The sequence below is a fragment of the Caballeronia telluris genome, assembly GCF_001544495.1.
GTDB lineage: Bacteria > Pseudomonadota > Gammaproteobacteria > Burkholderiales > Burkholderiaceae > Caballeronia > Caballeronia telluris.
Map to the genome: position 1 here is coordinate 24,818 of NZ_FCNZ02000025.1, position 24,806 is coordinate 49,623.

General features: G+C 63.5%; 20 protein-coding genes and 1 pseudogene. 17 read left to right on the forward strand and 4 right to left on the reverse strand.

Going from position 1 to position 24,806, the window contains the following annotated elements:
• Nucleotides 1-154: 154 nt before the first annotated feature.
• Genes coxB through AWB66_RS25525 form a run of 6 tightly spaced genes read left to right on the forward strand, consistent with a single transcriptional unit; the run spans nucleotide 155 to nucleotide 6,323 of the window.
• Nucleotides 155-1,132, forward strand: coding sequence for a cytochrome c oxidase subunit II (gene coxB / locus AWB66_RS25500; RefSeq protein WP_087632919.1), 978 nt, complete (start codon nucleotides 155-157; stop codon nucleotides 1,130-1,132).
• Nucleotides 1,129-3,078, forward strand: a complete 1,950-nt coding sequence (ctaD, locus tag AWB66_RS25505; protein WP_087632865.1) for a cytochrome c oxidase subunit I — start codon at nucleotides 1,129-1,131, stop codon at nucleotides 3,076-3,078. The genes coxB and ctaD overlap by 4 nt, the downstream gene beginning before the upstream one ends.
• Nucleotides 3,075-3,725, forward strand: coding sequence for a cytochrome c oxidase subunit 3 (locus AWB66_RS25510; protein WP_235021232.1), 651 nt, complete (start codon nucleotides 3,075-3,077; stop codon nucleotides 3,723-3,725). The genes ctaD and AWB66_RS25510 overlap by 4 nt, the downstream gene beginning before the upstream one ends.
• Before the next feature lie 18 nt (nucleotides 3,726-3,743).
• The gene (locus AWB66_RS25515; RefSeq protein WP_087632866.1) at nucleotides 3,744-4,079 is read left to right on the forward strand and encodes a hypothetical protein; all 336 of its coding nucleotides are present in this window, start codon (nucleotides 3,744-3,746) and stop codon (nucleotides 4,077-4,079) included.
• Nucleotides 4,058-5,020 (forward strand): cytochrome c oxidase assembly protein, encoded by a 963-nt coding sequence (locus AWB66_RS25520; RefSeq protein WP_200819063.1) that lies wholly within the window; start codon nucleotides 4,058-4,060, stop codon nucleotides 5,018-5,020. The genes AWB66_RS25515 and AWB66_RS25520 overlap by 22 nt, the downstream gene beginning before the upstream one ends.
• Before the next feature lie 13 nt (nucleotides 5,021-5,033).
• Nucleotides 5,034-6,323 carry a cytochrome c gene (locus AWB66_RS25525; protein WP_087632868.1) on the forward strand — a complete coding sequence of 430 codons (1,290 nt, stop codon included), beginning with the start codon at nucleotides 5,034-5,036 and terminating at the stop codon, nucleotides 6,321-6,323.
• A gap of 12 nt (nucleotides 6,324-6,335) precedes the next feature.
• Here the strand turns inward: AWB66_RS25525 and AWB66_RS25530 are convergent, their stop codons facing one another.
• Nucleotides 6,336-9,020 (reverse strand): ATP-binding cassette domain-containing protein, encoded by a 2,685-nt coding sequence (locus tag AWB66_RS25530; protein ID WP_087632869.1) that lies wholly within the window; start codon nucleotides 9,018-9,020, stop codon nucleotides 6,336-6,338.
• A 147-nt stretch (nucleotides 9,021-9,167) separates the two neighbouring features.
• Here AWB66_RS25530 and AWB66_RS25535 point away from each other — a divergent pair, with 147 nt between their 5' ends.
• The 10 genes from AWB66_RS25535 (at nucleotide 9,168) to AWB66_RS25580 (ending at nucleotide 19,857) form a co-directional block, all read left to right on the forward strand.
• Nucleotides 9,168-9,848 (forward strand): PIG-L deacetylase family protein, encoded by a 681-nt coding sequence (locus AWB66_RS25535; protein ID WP_087632870.1) that lies wholly within the window; start codon nucleotides 9,168-9,170, stop codon nucleotides 9,846-9,848.
• An 11-nt stretch (nucleotides 9,849-9,859) separates the two neighbouring features.
• Nucleotides 9,860-10,738 (forward strand): glycosyltransferase family 2 protein, encoded by an 879-nt coding sequence (locus AWB66_RS25540; RefSeq protein ID WP_407642321.1) that lies wholly within the window; start codon nucleotides 9,860-9,862, stop codon nucleotides 10,736-10,738.
• 189 nt (nucleotides 10,739-10,927) lie between these two features.
• Entirely contained in the window at nucleotides 10,928-12,220 is a 1,293-nt protein-coding gene (locus tag AWB66_RS25545; protein ID WP_087632872.1) for a glycosyltransferase family 4 protein, read from the forward strand.
• Nucleotides 12,217-12,813, forward strand: coding sequence for a D-glycero-alpha-D-manno-heptose-1,7-bisphosphate 7-phosphatase (locus AWB66_RS25550; protein WP_087632873.1), 597 nt, complete (start codon nucleotides 12,217-12,219; stop codon nucleotides 12,811-12,813). Before AWB66_RS25545 ends, AWB66_RS25550 begins: the two co-directional genes overlap by 4 nt.
• On the forward strand, nucleotides 12,810-13,979 hold the full coding sequence (locus AWB66_RS25555) for a glycosyltransferase family 9 protein (RefSeq protein WP_087632874.1): 1,170 nt from the start codon (nucleotides 12,810-12,812) through the stop codon (nucleotides 13,977-13,979). Before AWB66_RS25550 ends, AWB66_RS25555 begins: the two co-directional genes overlap by 4 nt.
• A 20-nt stretch (nucleotides 13,980-13,999) precedes the next feature.
• Complete coding sequence (locus AWB66_RS25560; RefSeq protein WP_087632875.1) at nucleotides 14,000-15,745, forward strand: carbamoyltransferase family protein; 1,746 nt, start codon at nucleotides 14,000-14,002, stop codon at nucleotides 15,743-15,745.
• Nucleotides 15,742-16,809: a glycosyltransferase family 2 protein gene (locus AWB66_RS25565; protein WP_235021233.1), complete on the forward strand. Its 1,068-nt coding sequence runs from the start codon at nucleotides 15,742-15,744 to the stop codon at nucleotides 16,807-16,809. The genes AWB66_RS25560 and AWB66_RS25565 overlap by 4 nt, the downstream gene beginning before the upstream one ends.
• The gene (locus AWB66_RS25570; protein ID WP_087632876.1) at nucleotides 16,806-17,882 is read left to right on the forward strand and encodes a glycosyltransferase family 9 protein; all 1,077 of its coding nucleotides are present in this window, start codon (nucleotides 16,806-16,808) and stop codon (nucleotides 17,880-17,882) included. The genes AWB66_RS25565 and AWB66_RS25570 overlap by 4 nt, the downstream gene beginning before the upstream one ends.
• Nucleotides 17,872-18,831 (forward strand): glycosyltransferase family 4 protein, encoded by a 960-nt coding sequence (locus tag AWB66_RS25575; protein ID WP_087632877.1) that lies wholly within the window; start codon nucleotides 17,872-17,874, stop codon nucleotides 18,829-18,831. Before AWB66_RS25570 ends, AWB66_RS25575 begins: the two co-directional genes overlap by 11 nt.
• Before the next feature lie 30 nt (nucleotides 18,832-18,861).
• Nucleotides 18,862-19,857, forward strand: coding sequence for a UDP-glucuronic acid decarboxylase family protein (locus tag AWB66_RS25580; RefSeq protein WP_087632878.1), 996 nt, complete (start codon nucleotides 18,862-18,864; stop codon nucleotides 19,855-19,857).
• Here the strand turns inward: AWB66_RS25580 and AWB66_RS25585 are convergent.
• Together AWB66_RS25585 and AWB66_RS25590 are read right to left on the reverse strand one after the other, a co-directional pair.
• On the reverse strand, nucleotides 19,823-21,625 hold the full coding sequence (locus AWB66_RS25585) for a RecQ family ATP-dependent DNA helicase (RefSeq protein ID WP_087632879.1): 1,803 nt from the start codon (nucleotides 21,623-21,625) through the stop codon (nucleotides 19,823-19,825). The genes AWB66_RS25580 and AWB66_RS25585 overlap by 35 nt on opposite strands.
• A 118-nt stretch (nucleotides 21,626-21,743) precedes the next feature.
• A pseudogene (locus AWB66_RS25590) lies at nucleotides 21,744-22,911 on the reverse strand (zinc-dependent alcohol dehydrogenase).
• Between the two features lie 144 nt (nucleotides 22,912-23,055).
• Between AWB66_RS25590 and AWB66_RS25595 the strand changes: the two are divergent.
• Nucleotides 23,056-24,258, forward strand: coding sequence for a zinc-dependent alcohol dehydrogenase (locus AWB66_RS25595; protein WP_087632880.1), 1,203 nt, complete (start codon nucleotides 23,056-23,058; stop codon nucleotides 24,256-24,258).
• A 129-nt stretch (nucleotides 24,259-24,387) separates the two neighbouring features.
• Here the strand turns inward: AWB66_RS25595 and AWB66_RS25600 are convergent, their stop codons facing one another.
• A complete protein-coding gene (locus AWB66_RS25600; RefSeq protein WP_087632881.1) occupies nucleotides 24,388-24,699 on the reverse strand; it encodes a hypothetical protein in 312 nt (103 codons plus the stop codon).
• Between the last annotated feature and the right edge of the window lie 107 nt (nucleotides 24,700-24,806).

Consider the following 24,806-nt stretch of genomic DNA (forward strand, 5'->3'; position numbering starts at 1 on the left):
GTCGCTCGGCGATTCGCATCTCACCTCGTCGAACTGCTACACGACCATGCCGAAGCGCCCGCCGTATTTCGCCGCGCTGCGCGTCCACCGCAGAAGGCTGTTCGCATGGCGCTGCGCAGCGCCTGTGTTGCCGCTCGCAGCGTGCCTTGCAGCGATGCGCGAAGTGCACGCGCAAGTTCAGAGCGCGCTCGCGCCGGCCGGTGTCCAAGCCGCGCAAATTCTCGAACTCTGGCATCTGACGCTCGCCGTCTGCTCGCTCGTCTTCGCCGCGATTTTGCTCGCGTGCTTCGTCGCGCTGCTGCGTGCCCCGCGCGCGGATCGCGCAACGCCGCCCGAGCTTCGGAGCATCGAGCACTCCGAGCCGCGCCTTAGGCGGCCCGTGATCGTCGCGACTTTCGTCTCGGCGGTGCTGCTCGCAGGACTCGTCATCGCCGACGTGCTCACCGACCGCGCGCTCTCACGACTGCCCGTCGCCGACGCGGTGCACGTCGAGCTGACCGGACACCAGTGGTGGTGGGAAGTGCGCTATCTGCCAAGCGACGGCGCGCCCGGCTTCACGCTTGCGAACGAACTGCATGTGCCGGTCGGGCGGCCGGTGGTCGTGTCGCTCGTCGCAGCCGACGTGATCCACACCTTCTGGGCGCCCAACCTGCACGGCAAGAAAGACATGATCCCCGGTCAGAAGTCCACGATCTCATTTCGCGCCGATCGCGCCGGGACCTATCGCGGCCAGTGCGCCGAGTTCTGCGGCGCCGAACACGCGCTGATGGCATTTCTCGTCGTGGCCGAGCCGCCGGCCGCATACGACGCCTGGGCGGCACGCCAGCGCGCGCTCGCGCTCGCGCCGTCCGGTGAATCCGCCATGCGCGGCCAGGAGATATTCATGACGGGCGCCTGCGCGCGTTGCCATACGATTTCGGGGACGTCGGCCACGGGCAGGCTCGGCCCGGACCTCTCGCACCTCGCGAGCCGCCGGACACTCGCCGCGGGCACGCTCGTCAACGATCGCGCGACGCTCGCTCGCTGGATCGCTGATCCGGGCGCGCTGAAACCCTCGGCGATGATGCCGCCGACCCGTCTTTCCCCTTCCGACCTGGACGCTCTGGTCGCCTATCTCGGCACGCTCGAATGACCGACTCCATCCCATCCGCCGGTGCCCGAAGTGAACGCCTGCTCGACGGGCCTCGCCCGTCCGAGCGCGTGCGCGAGACGCTCGCCGCGACGTGGCGCGATCCGCCCGGCATCATCGGTGCGCTGGCCGCGATCAATCACAAGACAATCGCGCGCCGCTTCATCATCACGACGTTCGTCTTCTTCGTCTTGGGCGGCCTGCTCGCACTCGCGATGCGCATGCAGCTCGCGCGCCCCGACGCGCGACTGATTGGTCCGGGCCTCTACAACCAGCTCTTCACGATGCACGGCACGACGATGATGTTCCTCTTCGCCGTGCCTGTGATGCAGGCGGTCGCGGGATTCCTGATCCCGTTGATGATCGGTGCGCGCAGCGTCGCGTTTCCGCGCATGAACGCCTACGCGTACTGGATGTTCCTGTTCGGCGGCGTGCTGCTTTTTGCGTCGCTGGCGGCTAACTCGGCGCCTGCCACCGGATGGTTCAGCTACGTGCCGCTCGCGGGTCCCGACTACTCAATCGGCAAAGGCACCGACATCTGGGCGCAGATGATCACCTTCACCGAACTTTCCGGTCTGCTCGAAGCGATCGTCCTCATCGCGACGATCTTCAAGCTGCGCGCGCCGGGCATGTCGCTCAACCGCATGCCGCTCTTCGTCTGGGCGACGCTCGTCACGCAGTTCATGGTGATCTTCGCGATGCCTTCCATCATGCTGTGCAGCACCGCGCTGATCCTCGACCGCCTGGTCGGAACGCACTTTTACAACCCGGCAAAAGGCGGCGACGTGCTGCTCTGGCAGCATCTCTTCTGGTTCTTCGGTCACCCCGAGGTCTATCTGATCTTCATCCCGCCGCTCGGTTTCATCTCGTCGATCATTCCGACCTTCGCGCGGCGTCCCGTGTTCGGCTATCCGGCGATGGTGCTCGCACTGATCGCAACCGCGTTTCTCGCATTCGGTCTCTGGGTGCATCACATGTTCGCGACCAACCTCCCCGAGCTGGGCAAGAGCTTCTTTACGGCTGCGAGCCTGATGATCGCGATTCCCTCGGCGATGCAGATTTTTTGCTGGATCGGCACGCTCTGGACCGGGCGACTTCACTTCAGGACGCCGCTCTACTTCGTGCTCGCGTTCTTCTTCATCCTCGTGCTCGGCGGATTGACGGGTCTCATGCTCGCGTCCGTGCCGCTCGACCTGCAAGTCCACGATACCTATTTCGTCGTGGCGCACCTGCACTACGTGCTGATCGGCGGTGCGGTGTTTCCGCTCTTCGGAGCGTTCTATTACTGGTTTCCGAAATTCACCGGCCGCATGCTCGGCGAGACGCTAGGCCGCTGGAACTTCTGGCTGTTCTTCATCGGCTTCAACATCACGTTCTTTCCGATGCATCTGCTCGGTCTGCAAGGCATGCCGCGCCGCGTGTGGACCTATCCGCACGGAATGGGCTGGGACAGTATGAATCTCCTCGCGACGATCGGTGCCTTGACGATCGCGCTAAGCGTGCTGCTCTTTGTCGTGAACGTCGCGATGAGCTGCCGGCGAGGCGCGATCGCGCCAGCCGATCCCTGGGGCGCGGGCACGCTCGAATGGAGCGTGCCGTCACCGCCGCCGCCGCACAATTTCGACGCGTTGCCGGTCGTTCACGGCCGCGATCCGTTGTGGGAGAAAGGCGCACAGCCTGCGTTCGTCGCGGGACTCGCCGCCGACGCTCGCGAAGTGCTCGCGACGAGCGTGCTCGACGCCGTGCCCGATCACCGGCCGATGTTCCCGTCGCCGTCTGTGTGGCCCTTCATCAGCGCGGTCGCGACGACCGTGCTTTTCATCGGATCGATCTATACGCCGTGGGCGGTGGTGTGGGCGTCCATACCCGTCGCTATCGCCATGATCGCGTGGTTCTGGCCGAAGCGCCGTGAGAACGCGCTTGCCGTCGCCCGGGAGCAGCGGCCATGAAACGCGCCCACGGATCGTCCACGGCTCACGTGCATCCCGAGGCCGGCGTCGATGGCCGGTTCGTGCTCGACGTGCGCGAGCTTCCCACTTATGGCTTCGGCCATCGTAGCCTGATGTGGTGGAGCACGATGGGCCTGATGCTGATCGAGGGAACGGTATTCGCCATCGGCGTAATGATGTACTTCTATCTGCGCAGCGTTGCCCCCGCGTGGCCGATGGGTGCGAAGCGCCCGGATCTATTCTGGGGCACGCTCAATACCATCGTGCTGATCGCGAGTCTCGTGCCCAATCAGTTCGCCAAGCGCGCAGCGGAGCGCGAGGACCGCAGACGAGCGAGGATCTGGCTCGTCGTGTGCCTCGTGGGCGCGTTCGTATTTCTCGTCATTCGCGCTTTCGAATTCGCTTCGCTCAACGTGAGCTGGTACACGAACGCTTACGGTTCGGTCGTGTGGCTGCTGCTCGGACTGCACACGACGCACCTCATCACCGATACCGTCGATACCGCCGTGCTTGCCGTCCTGCTCTTCACCGGGCCGCTTGAAGGCAAGCGTTTCGTGGATGTCAGCGAGAACGCGCTGTACTGGTACTTCGTCGTTCTGAGCTGGCTGCCCATCTATGCGGTGATCTACTGGACACCGCGCTATTGAACGCGCAGAGGAAAGCCTATGCGAAGCTGGTTAGCGCTGATCGTCGCGCCTTGTGTCGCGCTCGCATGCCTGAGCGTGAACTACCTGCTCGTCTGGACGATGACCTCGCGTTGCCCGGCGGCAAGCGCTGCGCCGCTCAATGGCGTGAGCGCGGGGAGCCTGGCGGTGTGCGTCGCCGCGACGGTCTTCGCGTGGCTGCGCTGGCGCTCGACGCGAAACGACGCGTCCGCCGACAGCCCGGCGCGGCCCGCACGTGCCGGTTTCGTGGCGGCTGTGGCGACCGGCGTGGGCGTGCTGTCGGCCGTGTCGGTAATTGTGATGGCAATACCGCAATGGCTGCTCGCGCCATGCTGATCCTGCGCGTCCTCGTGTCGGCTGCGCTTGGATGGCCCGCCGCCGCCCTGGCGCATGTGCTCGCGCCGACAAGCTCCGTCGATGCGGGCACGCTTCGCTTGAACTGGACATTCGAGCCGTGGGTCGCGGCGTTGATGATCGCGAGTCTCGCGGCTTACCTTGCGGGCTATGCGCGTCTGCGCCGGCGCAGCGCCCGCTCCCGCACGACGCGCGCCGCGCATGCGGCGGCGTTCGTGTCCGGATGGCTGGCGCTCGTTGCCGCGCTCATGTCGCCGCTCGATGCGCTGTCGTCCGCGCTCTTTTCCGCGCACATGCTTCAGCACGAAACGCTGATGCTGGTCGCCGCGCCGCTCTGCGTGATAGGCAGGCCGCTTGCCGTATGGATGTGGGCGTTGCCCGTATCGATGCGGCGCGGCGTCGGCCGGGCGATCCGATCACGATGGATTCGCGGGCCGTGGCGCACGCTCACCGCGCCGCTCGCTGCATGGCTCTTGCATGCGGCCGCGCTCTGGGGCTGGCATGCGCCGATATTCTTCGAAGCGGCGCTCGCGCGTCCGGGCATTCACACGCTTCAGCACGCGAGCTTTCTTGCAAGCGCCCTGCTCTTCTGGTGGACGGTGTTCGGCAATCCCCTGCGTCGCGAACGCAACGCGCACGCGATGCTCTCGCTCTTCACGACGATGGTTCATACGAGTGCGCTCGGCGCATTGCTGACGCTTTCGCCCGGTCTGTGGTATCCGTCCTACTTCGAAAGCACCAGTGCGCTCGGCTTCGATCCGTTGCAGGATCAGCAGTTGGGTGGCCTCGTGATGTGGGTGCCCGGCGGGCTCGCGTATCTCGCGGGCGGACTGGCGGTCGGGATGCGCTGGCTGACACGCCGCGCGACGCCGCAATCGGACATACCCGCCCTTTCCGCCGATACGTCTCTACGGGACGGCTGACATGCGACCCGCCATGCTTCGAGCGCTTGGCTCTGCAATCGCGATCGCCATCGCGCTCTCGCCCTTCGCGGCATTCGCCGCACCCGACGCGACGGAAGGTACGTCAGCGCAGATCGCACGCGGCGCCTATCTCGCCAAGGCCGCCGACTGCGCCGGCTGCCACACCGCCGCCGATCATGGCGCGCCTTACGCCGGGGGGCTCGGGATGAGTTCGCCGTTCGGCACGATCGTCAGCACGAACATCACGCCGGACCGGCAGCACGGAATCGGCGACTACAGCTACGAGGACTTTGCCCGCGCGTTGCGCGAAGGCGTCGCGCCGGGCGGAAAGCGGCTCTATCCGGCGATGCCGTATCCGTCGTTCGCGAAGATCACCGATGAGGACATGCACGCCCTCTATGCCTTCATGATGCACGGCGTGCCTCCCGTCAGCACCGATCCGCCGCGCACTCATGTACCTTTTCCATTCAACCAGCGCTGGGCGCTCGGGATCTGGCGGCGGCTCTTTGCGCCGTCTGCGACGTTTGCGCCGCGCGCCGATCGCGATGCCGCGTGGAACCGCGGCGCGTATCTGGTTCAAGGGCTCGGCCACTGCGGCTCTTGCCACACGCCGCGCGGGCTCGCGTATCAGGAGCGCGGTTACGACGAATCGTCGAAGGAATATCTGGCGGGCGGAGTCAACGACAACTGGTACGCGCCCAATCTGCGTGCCGATCCGGGCTCGGGGCTCGGGCGCATCGGCGAGGCGGATATCGCGTCGTTCCTCAAGACCGGGCATGGCGGCGGAATGGTCGCTTTCGGCAGCATGGTGCAGACCGTCGAGGACAGCCTCCAGTATCTCGACGATGCGGACCTGCGCGCGGTCGCTGCGTATCTAAAGAGCCTGCCGGCGACCGGCGCGGCGGACGGCGCCTGGTCCGCTGCAAGCGGCCCGGCTCCCGCGTTCAAGACCCGCGCACCCGACACGTCGCCCGCGATGGGCGAAGCCGCCTACGCGTCCTTCTGCGCCGGATGTCACCGGCCGCGCGGTGAAGGCGTTCCGAACGTATTCCCGGCACTCGCAGGTAATCCTTCGGTCATCAGCGAGGACACGACTTCGCTGATCCGCCTGCTCGTCGAGGGCGGCAACAGTCCCGCGACTAAGCATGGGCCGCCGCGTCAGGCGATGCCCGCCTTCGCCGGACAGTTGACCGACGTGCAGATCGCGCAGGTGCTGACCTACGTGCGCGCGTCGTGGGGCAACGATGCGCGGCCGGTCACGGCGAACGACGTCGCGTCCTTAAGAAACCGGCTGCACAAGTAAGCACCTTGCCGTCTAATTTTTCACGGCGTGGATCTTCGCCGACGGCGCGATCTGCCGGATGGCGTCGATCAACGCTTCCGCGGCGACGGGCTTCGTCAGATGCAACTGAAACTGCGCCGTACGCGCGCGGGCGCCGTCCTCGGTTTGCACATAGCCCGTCAGCGCGATAGCGGGAATCCGCTGATCCGGGGAGACGCGTCGCTCCTCCTCCAGGCGGCGCACGCGACCCAGCAATTCATATCCGTTTTCCTCGCCGAGCACGACGTCGATCAGCAACGCGTCGGGCCAACGCGCACATGGGGTCGCTGCGAGATGCTCATAGGCTTCGCTCGCCGATGCGGCGAGCTGTACCTGCGCACCGACGGCCTGCAGCAATGCTTCGAGCGCGTCGCGCGCCTGTTCCTGATCGTCGATCGCCATGATCCTCAGCCCCGCAAGCGAACGCTCGCGCGCGGGCAGCCGGGCGAGCTCGTCGGGCAACGACGGTCCTTCAACGACAAATGGACTCAGCGGCAACTCCGTGACATACGAGAGCTGATTGCCGACGGGGCTAAGGGTAAAGCTGCCGCCCGCCTCGGCAAGCGCGTCCTCGAACCGCCTGGCCTCTTCCTGCGATAGTTCCGCCGGCGCGCCGCTCGCGCCGAGCACGTTCAGCCACACATGATTCGGCTTGCGCTCGGAGCGCAATTCCACGCGATCGCCCGGCGCCGCGCGCGCGATTTCATAGCGACACAAGTCGGCGATCACCTGTTGGAGCACGGCGGGATCGCCCCAAACCAGCAGGTCGCTCTCCGCGGCCACAGTGGAAAAATCGACGCGCTTCTCCGCGATCTCTGCGCGCAACGCTTCGATCACCCCGCTCACGAGCGCGCCAAGCCTCACTGGCTGCGCAGTGAGCTTCCTTTGCGTATGCGCGAGTTCACCCTGTTGCCATTGCAGCGACCACATCTTCGCGTAGACGCCGTCGCGCGAAAGGAGTTCGTCGTGCGTGCCCTGTTCGACGACGCGGCCATGCTCCATGACGAGCGTCCAGTCCGCATCGACGACGGTCGACAAGCGATGCGCGATGACGATCGACGTGCGCCCACGCGCGAGCCGATCGAGCTCGCTTTGAATCGCGCGCTCCGAACGCGTGTCGAGGGCCGATGTCGCTTCGTCGAACACGATGATGCGCGGGTCCTTGAGGATCGCGCGCGCGATCGCAATGCGTTGACGCTCGCCGCCCGAGAGCCGCACGCCGCGCTCGCCGACGCGCGTGTCGTAGTGATCCGGAAGACGCTCGATGAAGTCGTCGAGTTGAGCGGCGCGCGCCGCGCGGGCGATGTCGGCACGAGTCGCACCCGGCCGCCCATAGGCGATGTTGTAGGCGATCGTATCGTTGAACAGCACCGTATCCTGCGGCACGATGCCGACCGCTTCGCGCAGGCTTTGCTGCGTGACATGACGCAGATCCTGCCCGTCGATACGGATCGCACCGCCCGTCGGCTGATAAAAGCGAAACAGCAGCTTCACGAGCGTCGACTTGCCCGAGCCGCTGCCGCCGACGATGGCGAGCTTGCGTCCCGCATGCGCGTTGAAGGTGACCTCGCGCACGATCTGCCGAGCCGGTTCATAGCCGAACTCGACGTTCTCAAACTCGATCTCCCCGGCAGAAACGACGAGCGGCCGCGCGCCGGCTTCGTCGATATCTTCGCCGCGGCGTCCGCGCGCCAGCAGAATGTCGAACATGCGCTCGACATTGACGAGCGCATCGTTGGTCTCGCGAAACACGAAGCCAAGCGTATTAAGCGGCATGCAGGCCTGCACGATGTACGCATTCACGAGCACGAGATCGCCGACGGTCATCCCGCCCGCCACGACATTCTGTGCCGCGAGCAGCATCACCGCTGCGATGCCCGCCGCGACAACCGTGCTCTGACCGACATGCAGAATCGTCAGCGCGCGTTGATTGGCCGTGCGAGCGTTCACCCACTCGTCCAGGACGGACGACAAGCGCCGCGTCTCCGTCGTTTCGGTCGCGAAGTATTTGACCGTTTCGTAGTTCAGCAGGCTGTCGACCAGACGGCTGTCGGCTTGCGCCTCGATGCGATTGACCGCGCGCTGGAACTTCATGCGGTAGCCCGTCATGAAGAACGTATAAATGCCGTACGAGACGAACGTCGCGATGACGATCAGCACGAAGCCGATTGCATAGCCGCTCATCAGGATCGCCATCACCGTGCCGATCTCGATGACCGTCGGCACGATCGTGAACAACGCGACGCCGAGCAGAAAGCCGATGCCGTCCGTGCCTTTTTGCACGTCGCGAACCACGGCTCCCGTCTCGCGCTTTGCATGAAAGCGTGCGCCCATGCTCTGCAAATGCGCGAAGGTTCGCTGCGTGAACGATGCGACCGTGCGTTGCGTGACGACGCTGAAGACGACATCGCGCGCTTCGTTGAGCACGTCCCCGAGCCAGCGCAGGATCGCGTATGCGAGCACGATGAAAACCGGAAACACCAGTGAGGACGGCTGGCTCAAGTCGTCGATGATGAGCTTGAGCACAAGCGGCACGCCGACGACGGCGAGCCTCGCGCAGATCATCAACGCGACCGCGACCGTAGTCTGGGCCTTGTAGAGCCAGACGGCTTGCCAGAGATCCAGCGCGATCCGGCGCTTCACCGCTGCACGATCCGGCGATGCGTGCGCATTCTCCATTGGGGTCCTCAGCAGGAAGAGCTTACGTCTTCCAAGCGTAGTCGATTGTCGTCGGCGGGCAAGTCAGCAATCGTCGCACCAACGGCTGACAAAGCATCAGGCCCGCCGATTGCGAAGCGCCCGGGACCTTAAGCGCCGGACTCCGATATGCCCGAAGCCTCACGCATTCTCGTCATCTCGCCCCACTTCGACGACGCCGTTTTTAGTTGCGGCGCGCGGATCGCGTCGAGCGGCGGCGCGCGGGTGTGCACCGTTTTCGCCGGCTGCCCCGACGCAGACGTCGCGACGGACTGGGACCGTCAGTGCGGCTTTAGCAATGCGCGTCAGGCGATGCGAGAACGCATCGCAGAGGACCACCGGGCGCTCGATGTGCTCGGCGCGAAGGGCGAACGCCTGAACTTTCTTGACGCGCAGTATGTCCCCTACGGTGATACACCGACCGTCGATGCGATCGAACGCGCGCTCAGCACGATCATTCGTTCGAACGAGCCCGCAACCCTCGTGATTCCACTCGGCCTTTACCACTCCGACCATGTCCTCGTGCACGTGGCGTGCCGAAACGCGTGGCGTAATTCGCGCGGACTCGCTTGCATCGCTTACGAAGACGCACTGTACCGCCGGATGGACGGGCTCGTGCAGCAACGCCTGGCAGACCTGCTGGCCCAAGGAATCACGGCGACGCCCGAGGTCAGCCACGAGTATCCCGTGCTGCTGAAGCGCAAGGCCGTCGCCGCTTACGCAAGTCAGCTGAAAGCGTTCGGTCCGCACGGCTACGACGATGTCTTTGCCGGCGAGCGCTACTGGCGTCTCGGCCTTGCAACGCAATGACGGCCATGCCGATGACCGCCGCACGCGTGACCGTGGTCGTCCTGACGCACAACCGCGTCGAGCAAGTCCTGGACACACTCGCGAAGCTTGTTGCGCTTCCCGACCGCCCGAGTGTCGTACTCGTCGATAACGCATCGACCGACGGCACCGCTCAGCGCGTATCGCTGCGCTACCCTTCCGTACGCGTTGTCACCTCAAAAACGAATCTCGGTGCGGCCGGTCGTAACCTGGGTGTCGCCTGCGTGACGACCGATTACGTCGCCTTTTGCGACGACGACACCTGGTGGGAAACGAACTCGCTAGCCCGCGCGATCTCGATTCTCGACGCATGGCCTGAGGTGGGCGTATTGAGCGCACGCGTGGTCGTTGGCGAAGAGGAAGCATCCGACGCAACCTGCGCGTTGATGCAGGTTAGCCCGCTCGACGCGCGCGCCTTGCCCGGTCCCGCGTTGATCGGCTACATGGCCGGCGCAAGCGTATTCCGCACGGCGGTGTTCCGGCGCGCCGGCGGCTATGAGCCAAAGCTTTTCATCGGAGGCGAAGAAGAGCTCGTCGCGCTGGACGTCCTTGCAAGCGGCCTCGCCATCGTTTATGCGGACGATCTCGTCGTCCATCACCATCCTTCGACATTGCGCGACAGCGCGCGGCGCAGGCGCCTGCTCGCCCGCAACGCCGCGTGGATCGCGTGGCTGCGGCTCCCCATGCCCGAGGCATGGCGCACGACGCTGCGCGCACTCGTGCTCATGCGCCGCGAGGGGACTCTCTTGCGCGACGCGGCGGCCATGTTCGCAGCGCTTCCGTGGGCGCTCGCGCGGCGCCGGGTCATCCCGCCGAGGGTGCGGCGCATGCGCGCCATCGTGTTCGAGGGACAGCAACGGCTCGACTTATGAAGTACCACGCCTTTCGCTTCTACACACTGTGTGTAATAACGCACCAATCGTTCTCCGTTAGAAATTGCTTTCGTCCCGCAACGAACAAACGCTTATGCGCGCTTTTAGACGAGTGGCACAACGAATGCTGAAACGTCTTGCCTCAGCCATTGCGCTGCACGACCGAAAAAGCCCAGACGGAACCACGACATGAAGATCGCATTGATCAGCGAACACGCATCGCCGCTAGCCGTCGCGGGCGGTGTCGACAGCGGAGGACAGAATATCTATGTCGCTAACACCGCTAAGCAACTTGTTCGCGGCGGCCACCGGGTAGACGTCTTCACACGATGTGACCGGTCGCTATTGCCGCTGGTGTCGCGCTTCGACGGCGTGCGTGTGATAAATGTACCGGCGGGTCCGCCGACCCAGCTTGCCAAAGAGCAGCTTCTTCCATTCATGGAAGATTTCGCTCGCTTCACCATCGAATTTTTCCGCCGTGAAGACGAGCCCTATGATGTAGTACACGCGAACTTCTTTATGTCAGGCCTCGTGGGTCTGCGTGTGAAAGAAGCGCTCGGCACGCCGCTCGTCACGACCTTTCATGCGCTCGGTCGCGTTCGGCGCATTCATCAAGGCACGGACGACGGCTTCCCCGACGCGCGCTTCGACATCGAGGACGCGCTCGTCGCGCAGGCCGATTCCGTGATCGCGGAGTGTCCGCAAGACGAAGCGGACCTCGTGTCGCTGTATCGCGCGGACCCGGCGCGCATCGACCTCGTGCCCTGCGGCTTCGACAGCGACGAGTTCTACCCGATGGATCGTGCGGAAGCGCGCGAGGAACTAGGCTGGCCGCACGATCGGTATATCGCCCTGCAACTGGGACGCATGGTGCCGCGAAAGGGTATAGAAAACGTCGTGCGCGCCATCGCGGCTTGCAATCGGGAGTTTGGCGAAACCGCGCATCTGTATATCGTGGGCGGCAACTCCGACGACCCGAACGAGCTCGCAACCCCGGAGATCGGACGGCTAAGAGGCATCGCGCGCGCGTGCGCGATCGAGCCGCAAGTCGAATTCCTTGGACGGCACGCGCGGCAGCGGCTAAGGCTCTTCTACAACGCCGCCGATGTATTCGTCACGACGCCGTGGTACGAACCCTTCGGCATTACGCCGCTCGAAGCGATGGCCTGCGCACGACCGGTGATAGGCGCCGATGTTGGCGGCATCCGTTATTCAGTTTCGCACGGCCACACGGGCCTGCTCGTCCCGCCGAAGGACCCGATGGCGCTCGCGCATTGCCTCGCCGTATTGAAGCGCGATCCGCAACTCGCCGAGCGCATGGGCGCGGCTGGGTTAGAGCGCGCGAAGCAGATGTTCACATGGCACGGCGTTGCCCAGTCGCTCGCCGGCGTGTACGCGCGCGTCGCGGGCATTGCGACGAGTGAGCACGTTGGTGGCTTTGAAGAGCGCACGCGCATCGCAGCCCGAGGCGCTTCTGCATGACCGGCGCCGCTGCGATCTTTCTCGACAAGGACGGCACCCTGCTGGATGACGTGCCCTACAACGTCGATCCCGACGCGATGCGGCTCGCACCCGGCGCGCGCGAAGCGCTTTCGATCTTCTCCGCGCTCGCTCTGCCGATCTTCGTCATCAGCAATCAGAGCGGTGTGGCACGCGGGCGCTTCCCTATCGAATCGCTCAATGGGGTCGAAGCGAAGCTGCACGAACTCTTTGCAAAATGTGGCGCGACACTCAGCGCGGTCTACTGGTGTCCGCACGATGCCGAAGGGACGGTCGAACCCTTTAACCACGAATGCGATTGCCGCAAGCCGATGCCCGGCATGCTGCTGCGCGCGGCGCGTGAGCACGACGTCGTGCTAGCCGATAGCTGGTTTATCGGTGACATCCTCGACGACATCGAAGCCGGCCGGCGTGCGCGATGCCGCACCATCCTGATCGACAACGGCAACGAGACCGTATGGCGTGGCGGGGCGTTGCGCGAGCCGCATGTGGTTGCAACCGACATGTTTCGCGCAGCCCTGTCGATTCGCGACGCCATGGACAAGCGCGTGAGCGCGCGGGAGATTGCGCGATGAGCCGCAACCCGATCCCCCTCGCGCTGGAGGCTCACGCCCGTACTCCCGCGGCAACGTCCGTGCGCCCGTGGGGCGACGATGTCAAACGCATTCTGTGCGTCCGGCTCGATAACCTTGGCGACGTATTGATGACCACGCCCGCCTTGCACGCGTTGCGATGGGCGAGTCCCCAACGGCATCTGACGCTGCTTGCATCGCATGCGGGCGCGGCCGCCGCGCGCCATCTATCAGACGTCGACGACGTGATCGAATACGATGCGCCGTGGGTCAAGCAAAATGCGCCTCCCGATTTCCGCAACGATCTCGCGATGCGCGATCGTCTTGCACGCGGAAATTTCGACGCCGCCGTGATCTTCAGCGTCTATAGCCAGAATCCGCTGCCCGCCGCGATGCTGTGTCATCTCGCGGGCATCGGCAAACGTCTCGCGCACTGCCGCGAGAATCCCTATGGCTTGCTGACCGATTGGGTCGCCGAGACCGAACCGCAACATGGCACGCGTCATGAAGTCGACCGGCAACTGGCGCTCGTCGCGCACGTGGGCGCCGAGACGCAGGATCGGCGCATGCGCTTCGACGTGTCGCCGCTAGACGCCGCGAGTCTTGCGCGCAAGCTCTCACTGCTCCACGCGTCGGCCGACGAGCCTTATATCGTCATTCATCCAGGTGCGAGCGCCGCATCGAGACGCTATCCGCCAGAGCGCTTCGCACAGGCCGCCGAGCGCCTGGCGCACATCACCGGCTGCGCCGTCTTCGTCTCCGGCGCTCAGGCCGAAGCGGACCTTACCGCGCTCGTCAGCGGCGCACATCCGAACGCGATCGATCTTGCCGGCGCGCTGAATCTGGGCGAACTCGCCGCGCTGATCCGTGGCGCGCGCGTCCTCATATCGAACAACAGCGGGCCGGTTCATATCGCCTCGGCGCTCGGCACGCCCGTTGTCGATCTCTACGCGCTCACGAATCCGCAGCACATGCCGTGGCAGACGCCCCATCGCGTGCTGTATCAGGACGTGCCTTGCCGCTGGTGCTACCGCAGCGTGTGCCCCGAGGGACATCACGCATGTCTCAACGGCGTCGCCGTCGACGACGTGGTCGCCGCCGCTTGCGAACTCATGGAAGAGCGCCGCGCCAACCGCGAAGCCTTAGCCGTGCCGCTCACGACACTCTGAAACCTCACAGGGCTCTTGTCATGTACACATTGGGAATCAATGCGGTTTATCACGACAGCGCGGCGGCGCTCCTGAAGGACGGCGTGGTCATCGCAGCGGCCGAAGACGAGCGCTTCACGCACGTCAAGCACGCAAAGCGGCCGGTACCGTTTTCAACGTGGGAGTTGCCGTTTCATGCGATCGACTACTGCCTGAAGGAGGCGGGCATCGAACTCGCCGATCTCGATCATGTGGCGTATTCATACGATCCGCGTCTTCTCTCGACGATGCCCTCCGCCTCGCGCCCCACGATCGAACTGCCGCTCGAACCGGGCAAGAAGACGATGACGAATCCCTCGGAATCGCCGTGGGACCCGCTCTTTCTCAGCTATATCGTGAACGCCAGAGCACAGCTCGTCGACGGCGCGCCGCATCACTTGCAGAAGCGCTTCAAGAGCGGCGGCCGGGCGCCGCGCTTCGAATGGCATTACGTCGATCATCATCTGTCCCATGAAGCGAGCGCCTTTCTTGCCGCGCCGTTCACCGACACCGCCGTGCTCACGATGGATGGTCGCGGCGAAGGAGTGACCACGAGCCTCGGGCAATTCGTCGACGGCGAGTACAAGCGTCTGAGGCAAGTGGAACTGCCGCATTCCCTCGGACTGCTTTACGAAGCAGTGACTGCCTATCTCGGCTTCCTCCACTCGTCCGATGAATACAAGGTCATGGCGCTCGCGTCGTATGGCAAGCCGCTCTACGTAGATCAGTTCCGCGAAATCGTGAAGTACCGGCAAGACGGCACGTACACGGTCGACGCGCCGCGTCTCGTCGAGCGGTTCGGTGCGGCGCGTGAACGCGGCGGTCCGCTGGAGCAACGCCACTTCGATATCGCACATTCGCTGCAGACCGTGCTCGAGGACACCGTACTCGAACTCGCTCGCTGGCTGCATGGACAAACCGGTCTCGATCATCTCGCGATGGCGGGCGGCGTCGCGCTCAACTGCGTCATGAACGCGCGACTACGCGATCGCGGTCCGTTCACAGACGTGTGGGTCCAGCCGGCCGCGGGCGATGCCGGTACGGCGCTCGGCGCGGCCTTATGGATCGATCATCGCGAACGGCGCAGGCAAGGCGAAACGACCAGGCGCTGGGTGATGAACCACGCTTATTACGGCCCAGGCTACACGGACGACGAGATCGAGCAATTCCTGCAATGGGCGAAGGTCCCCTATCGTCGTCTCGACCATATCGCTGAAGAAACCGCCGACATCCTCGCCAGCAACCGGGTGATCGGCTGGTATCAAGGGCGCACCGAGTTCGGGCCGCGCGCACTGGGTGCGCGATCGATCCTCGCGTCACCCGTCGATCCGGGCATGCAGGCCAAGCTCAACGAGATCAAGGATCGCGAAGACTTCAGGCCGGTCGCGCCGGTCGTGATGGAGGAACACGCGAACGATTGGTTCGTCGATGCGCGCGTCGCGCCGTTCATGCTGTTCATATTCGATGTCCGCCCCGGCAAGGAGAAACAGATTCCCGCCGTGCGCCACGTCGATGGAACCGCACGCGTGCAGACCATCAACCGCGAACAGCATGCGCTCTACTATGACCTGCTTGCCGCGTTCAAGGCGCGTACCGGCGTGCCGGTGCTCGTGAACACCTCCTTCAATACGCGTGGCGAGCCGATGGTGAATTCACCGCGCGACGCGCTCGAATCCTTCTGGACGTCACCGCTCGACGCGCTCGTAATCGGCTCGTTCCTCATCGAAAAGAACGGGGCACGCGCATGAGCACCGTGATGGGCGGAATGTCGGACGTGTTCGGCGACGAAGCGAGCATCGCGCACGCATCGGCCGTCGAACATCCCTACACCGGCGCGTTGCCCGACGTCTCCGTTGTGATACCGACTTACCGTCGTCCGGACATGCTGGCGTGCTGCCTTGCGAGCGTGCTCGCGCAAGACATCGATCCGGGGCGCTACGAGATCATCGTATGCGACGACGGGCCCGACGACGCGACGCGCGATTATGTGCAACGTCTCGCGAACGATCATGCGGTGCAGGGCCCACGCATTCGTTACCTGCCGGTGACGTCGACTCAAGGTCCCGCTGGCGCGCGCAATGCGGGGTGGCGAGCTGCGCGTGCGCAACGCATCGCCTTCACCGACGACGATACGCAACCTGCCAATCGCTGGCTTAAGGCGGGTTTGCAGGCGCTCGACGCGGGAGCGCAAGCCGTTTCAGGGTGCATCGTCGTGCCGATCCCCGAGCATCCTTCCGACTATGAACGTGACGCCGCGGGGCTTGCGAGCGCCGAGTTTGCGACGGCCAATGCGTTTGTCGAGCGCGCGGCGCTGATGCGCACGGGCGGGTTCGACGAACGCTATACATCGGCGTGGCGCGAGGACTCCGACTTGCAGTTCGCGCTGCTCGACGCGGGATTCGTGCTCGCACGCGCGGACGATGCGGTGGTGATCCATCCGGTGCGGCCCGCGCGCTGGGGCGTCAGCCTATCTCAACAGAAGAAGAGCCAGTTCGATGCATTGCTCTACAAGAAGTATCCAAGGCTATTCCGCGAGCGCATCAGGCGCGCGCCTCCGTTTCTGTACTACGCGATCATCGCATCGGCCGTGCTTGCTGCTTGCGCGTTCGCCCTCGGGCATCCGAAGACGTCGGCCGTTGCCGCCGCCGCATGGTTTGCGATGACCGGCTGGTTCTGCGCGAAGCGCCTCGCGACCACCTCACGCAGCGCCTCGCACGTACTCGAAATGGCGTACACGTCCGCGGCAATTCCGTTTTTTTCCGTGTTTTGGCGGCTCTATGGCGCGATCAAGTTTAGGGTGCCCTTCGTATGAACGCCGTTGCCGATACGCGCCGTATCGCAATCTTCCGAGCGCTTCAACTCGGCGACATGCTGTGTTGCGTGCCCGCGTTGCGCGCTTTGCGAAAGCGATATCCGGATGCGCATATCGTATTGATCGGCTTGCCGTGGGCGCAGGCTTTCGTGGATCGCTATTCACATCTGCTGGACGAGTTGATCGTATTTCCCGGCGCGGTCGGCTTCCCGGAGCAACGCGAAACCGACGAGCATCTCGACGGGTTCTGCGCCATGATGAGCGAGCGCCGCTTCGATCTTGCGATTCAGATGCACGGCAGCGGTGGCGTGGCGAACGACCTCGTCGCGCGATGGAATGCGCGCACCCAGGCGGGCTTCATCCAGCCCGACGAAGTTTCGCGTCCCGGTTCGTTCATTGCATGGCCCGACGATCTCCCCGAGCCCACGCGCTATAACGCCCTCATGCATGCGCTTGGATGCGACACCGGAGATCAGCGGCTCGAGATCCCGCTAAGCGCAAAAGATCTGGACGAACGCCGGCGGCTCATGGATGCCTTCGGACTCGAAGCGCGGCGGCTGATCCTCGTGCATGTGGGCGCCCAGTTGCCCTCGCGGCGCTGGCCGGTCGAACGCTTTACCCAAGTTGCGCGCGAACTGGCGTGCGATGGCTGGCAGATTGCCATCACGGGCAGCGCCAGCGAGACGACGTTGACGTCGGCGATCGCGGCGTCGCTTGGTCCGTTAGCGGCCGACCTCACCGGACACACTTCGCTTGGCGGACTGGCCGCGCTCGTCGGCTGCGCGCAGCTCGTCGTCTGCAACGACACGGGTCTGTCACACGTCGCGGCCGCCATGCGCACGCCGAGCGTCGTAATCGCTTCGGGCAGCGATACGCTCCGCTGGGCGCCGCTCGATCACGAACGCCATCGCGTGCTCGCCGACTATCCGCCATGCCGCCCGTGTTCGTATCGTGAATGCCCCTTCGGTCACCCATGCGCTCTTGCAATCGACGTACAACAAGTACTCGATACAGCGCGCATGCAGTTGAACCGCTATGCTTCTCAACCGCTTACGACCACCCATGCCGACTGACCGCCAACGCCGCCTGCGCATCCTCACCTGGCATGTGCACGGCAACTACCTCTATTATCTGACGCAGGTCCCGCACGACTTCTATCTCGTCACGAAGCCATCGCATCCGCCCGGTTATGCAGGCAAGGTCGGCGTGCTCCCGTGGGGCGAGAACGTGCATGAAATTCCGGTCGATCAGGTTGCGTCGCAGGAGTTCGACGTGATCCTGTTTCAGCATCGCACGCACTGGTTCGACGACCGCTTGAACGTACTAAGCGAAGCGCAACGGCGGCTTCCGACTGTCTACATCGAGCACGATCCGCCGCAGCGGAATGCATTCGAAGAGCGTCACTGGGTACAAGACCCCGACACACTGCTCGTCCATGTGACGCACTTCAACCGGCTGATGTGGGACTCGGGGGACACCCCGGTACGGGTGATCGAACACGGCGTCGTGGTGCCAGAGGGCGTGCGCTACACCGGTGAGAAAGCACGAGGGATCGTCGTAGTCAATCATCTTCAGCAACGCGGACGCCGTCTCGGCAGCGATGTCTTTGCCGACGTTGCGAGACGCGTGCCGCTCGATCTCGTCGGTATGGATGCCGAGGCGGCGGGCGGCATCGGAGAAATCGGCAACCTCGATCTTGCCGCCTTCACGGCGCAGTACCGATTCTTCTTCAACCCTATCCGATGGACGAGCCTTGGACTTGCGATAGTCGAGGCGATGACGATCGGGATGCCGATCATCGGCTTGGCGACAACCGAGCTTGCGACCGTGATCCGCAATGGTGAAAGCGGCTTTATCGATACCAATCTAGACACGCTCGTCGATCGAATGCACGGGCTTCTGTGCGATCCCGCTGAAGCGCGTCGGCTCGGCGAAGGGGCGCGGCGGGCTGCGCTCGAACGCTTTCACATTAACCGCTTCATACGCGACTGGAGCAACGCGTTGCACGACGTAAGCCATTGAATGTGAGTCATTGACGCAACAGGGACGATCATGAAAGAAGCACATCGCAAGCGTATTCTCGTGACGGGCGGCGCCGGCTTTCTCGGCTCGCATCTTTGCGAGCGACTCGTCATGCAAGGGCACGACGTGCTCTGCGTCGACAACTTCTACACGGGGACGAAGGACAACATCGCGCATCTACTCGACAGCACCAACTTCGAGCTGATGCGTCACGATGTGACCTTTCCGCTGTATGTCGAAGTGGATGAAATTTACAACCTGGCTTGTCCCGCCTCGCCGGTCCACTATCAGCACGATCCGGTGCAGACGACCAAGACGAGCGTGCATGGCGCCATCAACATGCTTGGACTCGCAAAGCGAGTCGGCGCCAGAATTTTCCAGGCATCGACGAGCGAAGTGTATGGCGATGCGCGAATTCATCCACAGCCGGAGGACTACTGGGGCCATGTGAATCCGATCGGGCCGCGTTCGTGTTACGACGAAGGCAAGCGCTGCGCGGAGACGCTCTTTGTCGACTATCGAAGGCAGCATGGATTGTCGATCAAGATCGCGCGCATCTTCAACACCTACGGGCCGCGAATGCATCCTTCGGATGGCCGCGTGGTGTCGAACTTCGTGATGCAAGCGCTGGCCGGCGTACCCATCACTGTGTACGGCGAAGGCTTGCAGACACGATCGTTTTGTTACGTCGACGACATGATCGATGCGTTCATCCGCCTCATGAACACGCCCGACGAGGTGACAGGCCCGATCAATCTGGGCAATCCACAGGAGCTGTCGATGCTGGAGATCGCGCAACGCATCGTGGCGTTGACAGGATCATCGTCGGAAATCGTATTCAAGCCGCTTCCGACCGATGATCCGTGGCATCGCAAGCCCGATATTTCGCGTGCGCTCGATGTACTGAACTGGCGTCCGACTACATCGCTCGATGAGGGGCTGCGGCGTACTGCGCAATATTTTCGGCAACTCGTTCAGCAGCGCGACTCGCTCACTGCGGCACACGCTTTACATAGCGGGCGATAAACGTGCGCGTCGAGTCGTTGGCGAAGCGCACGGCGACGCGCTCGCCGCTGACGAGTTCGACCTCTCCCACGCCATAGCGGCGCACGCGCACGCGATCGCCTTGTGCAAACTGGTCCACGGCGCGTGCCGGCTGTTCTTGCTGCTCACTCGCCAAGGCCTGCTCGCGCAGTTCGCGCTCACTCTCGACGACTTCCGGCGGATGCACGCAGTTGTCGCAGACACCACAAGCCTTGCCCTTGAGTTCGTCTTCCGGCTTGCAGTAGCTGACCTCCGACGACTTTAGCGGCCCGAGCATGCGTGGGTCACTGGCGTCGTCGGCAAAATAATCGAGCAGCATGCGCCAGCGGCAGCGCGCGCTTTGCGCATAGTCGATCATGCGCTCCAGCACGGCGCGATCGCGCCCGGCTCGCGCTGTGTATTCACTCGCCGCGTCGTGCAGACGGGCGAAATCCGCGCCGTCGTCGATCAGCTTCATGCCGCCGCGCCGCGTGCGACGCGTCATGCCGACATCGTTGAGCAGCGCCACCGCCACGCGCAGCTTGTTCGCGCCAATGGCCGGCAACGCTTCACGCAGTCGTTCGAGCGGCTTTTCCAGCGTGTCGCCCCCGCCTTCGCGGGCGAGTTCGCTTACCGTTTCAGCGACGCGGCGAATCGTCTCGGCACTGGGGAAGCGTCCGCTCAGAAAGAACTGTTGCACCTGCTTGTCCCTCAACTCGAACAACAAGATGCAGCGCGCGACTTCGCCGTCGCGGCCGGCCCGTCCTGCTTCCTGATAGTAGGCATCGAGGCTGCCGGGCATCTGCGCATGAATCACGAAGCGAATGTCCGGCTTGTCGATGCCCATGCCGAATGCGTTGGTCGCAACCATCAAGCGTGTGCGATTCTCCATGAACGCATCTTGCGATTCGGCGCGCATCCGCGCCGCCAACTTGCCGTGATATCGCCCGGCATCCACACCGGCTTCGACGAGCAGCGCATGCAATGCCTCACATTCGGCGATGGTCGCGCAGTAGATGATGCCGCTGCCTTCGGTGGTGCTTGCCAGTTCGATCACGCGCTTTCGCTTGTCCTCGATATTGGTCGCTTGCTCGACCGCGAAGTGCAGGTTGTCGCGATACACGCCCGTGTTGATGATGTTCGGACGCTGCATCTGGAGCTCGTTCACGATGTCCGCGATGACGGCCGGCGTGGCGGTCGCGGTCAGCGCGAGTACGGGTGGACGGTGAAGCAGCTTGATCGCGTGAATCAGTTCCACATAGGCGGGCCGAAAGTCGTGGCCCCATTGAGAAATGCAATGCGCTTCGTCGATCACGACAAGCGATACGCCCAGCACCTCATCGCGAGCGAGCGATGCCGTGAAGTCCGCGTTGACGAGCCGCTCCGGCGTGACGAACAGAATGCGCACCGCGCCATTCGCCAGGGCTTGCATGGCCTCGTGCTCTTCGCTCGCCGAAAGTGTGCTGTTGATGACCGCCGTGGCGACGCCGGCGTCTTTCAACTTGACCGCTTGATCGCGCATCAGCGAAATGAGCGGCGACACGACGACCGTCATGCCATCGAATTGCAGCGCGGGCAACTGGTAGCACAACGATTTGCCGGCGCCAGTGGGCATGACGGCAAGCGTATCGTGCTCCTCGATGACACTGCGAATCACTTCCTCTTGACCGGGACGCAGATGCGGAAAGCCGAAGACTTTGCGAAGGGCGGTTTCGAGTTCGGGGTCGAGGGGTTTGCGTCTGCGTGCGTTCGCCTTAGTGCTATCGTTCATTAAAGTTATTGTGATGTAGGTAACACCGTCGACGAATCGTCGCCGGTTCGCGTGGCTCGATCGCTTATGGTTTCCGATCCTTGCGCTTCGAGCCAGCCTGGGTAGTCGGAATAAAGGTCTATGGCTTTAGAACGACCTTGATGCAACCGTCTTCCTTGTCGCGGAACGTCTTGTACATGGACGGTCCATCAGCGAGCGACATTCGATGCGTAATGACAAAGGAAGGATCGATTTGCCCTTCCTGGATGCGCTTGAGCAGATCATCGGTCCAACGGTTGACATGCGTCTGCCCCATGCGCCAAGTGAGCCCCTTGTTCATCGACGCGCCGAACGGAATCTTGTCGATGAGTCCGCCGTAGACACCCGGCACCGAAAGCGTGCCGGCAGGACGGCACGCAGAAATCATCTCGCGCAACACATGGGGGCGGTCTGTCTCGAGCATCACAGCCTGCTTCGCGCGGTCGTAGATCGAATCGATGGAGCGCGTGGCGTGCGACTCCATGCCCACCGCGTCGGCATTTTTCCGGGCCCTTGCCGCGGGTGAGTTCCTTCAGGCGTTCGAGCACGCTCTCGTTTTTGAAGTCGATCGTCGTTGCGCCGCCTGCGCGCGCCATCGTGAGACGCTCGGGCACGCAGTCGATCGCAATCACCTGCTTCGCGCCGAGCAAGACGGCGCTTCTGATCGCCATCTGCCCGACCGGACCCGCGCCCCAGATCGCGACCGTGTCCGTCGGTTCAATGTCGCATTGCGCGGCCGCCTGCCAGCCGGTCGGAAAGATGTCACCGAGAAAAAGAACCTGTTCGTCGGTCAGGCCCTCGGGAATCTTGACGTGAGTCTTGTCCGCGAACGGCACGCGCACGTACTCGGCCTGCCCGCCCGCATAACCGCCCGTCAGGTGCGTGTAGCCAAAAAGGCCGGCGGTGGTATGGCCGAAGAGTTTATCGGCCGCGTCCTTGTTGCGGTTCGAGCGTTCGCAAACCGAAAAATTGCCGCGCTTGCATTGCTCGCATTCCCCGCAAATGATGGTGAAAGGCACGACGACGCGTTCGCCCACCTTGAGCGCCGTGTTGCCCTTGCCGACTTCGACGACCTCGCCCATGAACTCGTGACCCATGATGTCGCCGGGTTCCATGCCCGGCATGAAGCCATCGTATAGATGCAGATCCGAGCCGCAGATGGCGCACGACGTCACTCTGATAATCGCGTCGCGTGGCTGCTCGATTTGCGGATCGGGAACCGTGTCGCATCGAATGTCCTTTTTTCCATGCCATCTGAGTGCTTTCACGATCGCCTCCACGAGTCATCGCCGGTTGAGAATCACGCTATCGATGTTGTCTTAGCAATCAGGGTGCCTTAAGCACGGGTGCTATCACGACTAGGCGCAACGGTTGCTGCAAGATGCGTCTCGAACCGCTTCGAAGGAGATACCATGAAAGCAGTCGTCTTCCACGACATTGGCAATATCTCGCTGGACACCGTGCCCGACCCGTCGCTTGAGCGCGACAACGACGCCATCGTGCGCCTCACATCCAGCGCGATCTGTGGCACCGACTTACATATGATCCGAGGCACGCTCGGCGGCATGCAAGCGGGAACGATACTCGGACATGAGGGCGTCGGCGTTATCGAGGAAGTGGGCAAAGGCGTGCGCAACCTGAAGCGCGGCGACCGGGTGCTGATCCCGTCGACGATTTCCTGCGGCTTTTGCTCCTACTGTCGCTTTGGCTATACGGCTCAGTGCGACACCGCCAATCCCAACGGTGCAAGCGCGGGCACGGCCTTCTTCGGCGGACCGAAGTCCACCGGTCCGATCGACGGATTACAAGCCGAATATGCACGCACGCCATTCGCAAACGCGAGCCTCGTCAGGCTACCCGACGGTATCGACGATGACCGCGCGATCCTCATGTCCGACATCTTCCCGACCGGCTACTTCGGGGCGCAGCTCGCCGAGGTGACGCGCGGCGATACGGTCGTCGTGTTCGGTGCCGGGCCGGTTGGACAATTCGCGGTTGCAAGCGCGTGGCTGCTCGGCGCGGGGCGGGTGATCGTCGTGGACCGCCTGCCGGATCGTCTTGAAACCGCGCGGGCGCAAGGCGCGGAGACAGTGAACTTCGACGAGGAAGACCCGGTCGAGGCGATTCTCTCGCTCACGGGCGGTATCGGCGTCGATCGCGCAATCGATGCGGTCGGTGTCGATGCTCAGCATGCCCGCACCGGCCCGGCTGCCTCGTCGGAGACGGCGCAACAAGGCGAGGCGGAAAGTCGCGACGTCACGCCTCAGCGCAACACGGCGGGCGGCAACTGGGTTCCGGGCGATGCGCCTACGCAGGCGCTCGATTGGGCCGTGGCCGCGCTCGCCAAGGCGGGCACGCTCGCTGTGATCGGCGTGTATCCGCCGAACGACCGCTTTTTCCCGCTGGGCGCCGCGATGAACAAAAACCTCACGCTCAAGATGGGCAACTGCAATCACCGTTCGATCGTGCCGGAGCTTGTCGAACGCGTCCGCAACGGTTCATTCGATCCTTTGCTGGTGCTGACCAACCGCGAGCCGATCATGAACGTGATGGATGCCTACAAAGCATTCGATTTGCGACAGCCGGGCTGGCTCAAGGTGAAGCTCGACGTCTGAATCCGAAGCGTTCGAAATGATCTAGCGGGCCGTCGTCGGTATTGCCACGACGTTCAGTGTGCCGATGGACAGGCGGCTCGCCTTGATGCGGCATGACCATCGCCGACGTGCCCCTCCGCTCTCTGCACCTCACGGTTGCGGAGCTTCACTGTGAGGCCCTGGCATCGGACGGTCACTCGATGGCGATTCCCTGAAATGATCGGGATAGACATTTCCAATGAGAGAGTCGTATTCGTTCCGCTTCGCCGACACGATCGCCTGCAACATCTTGATGAAGGCGTTGCCATCCTCAAGATTTTCGACAATCACGCGCGCGGTGCGCAGTGAGATTGTCTCGCGCAGAGGCTGCGCTAACCCATCGTCAAGCTCGAATCCGAAGCGGTGAATTTCCGCTGAATTGGAGGACGGCGCCTGTTCGTGGGAAAGAATCGTCGCTTTCATTCCTGCATCCTTCGGGTTAGATTTCTTTATTGCTCCCAGCACGAAAGATGCCAACCTGTCGCCGCCCGCTAACCGCACCGAATATCGAGCCCTGGAAACGGCCGCAT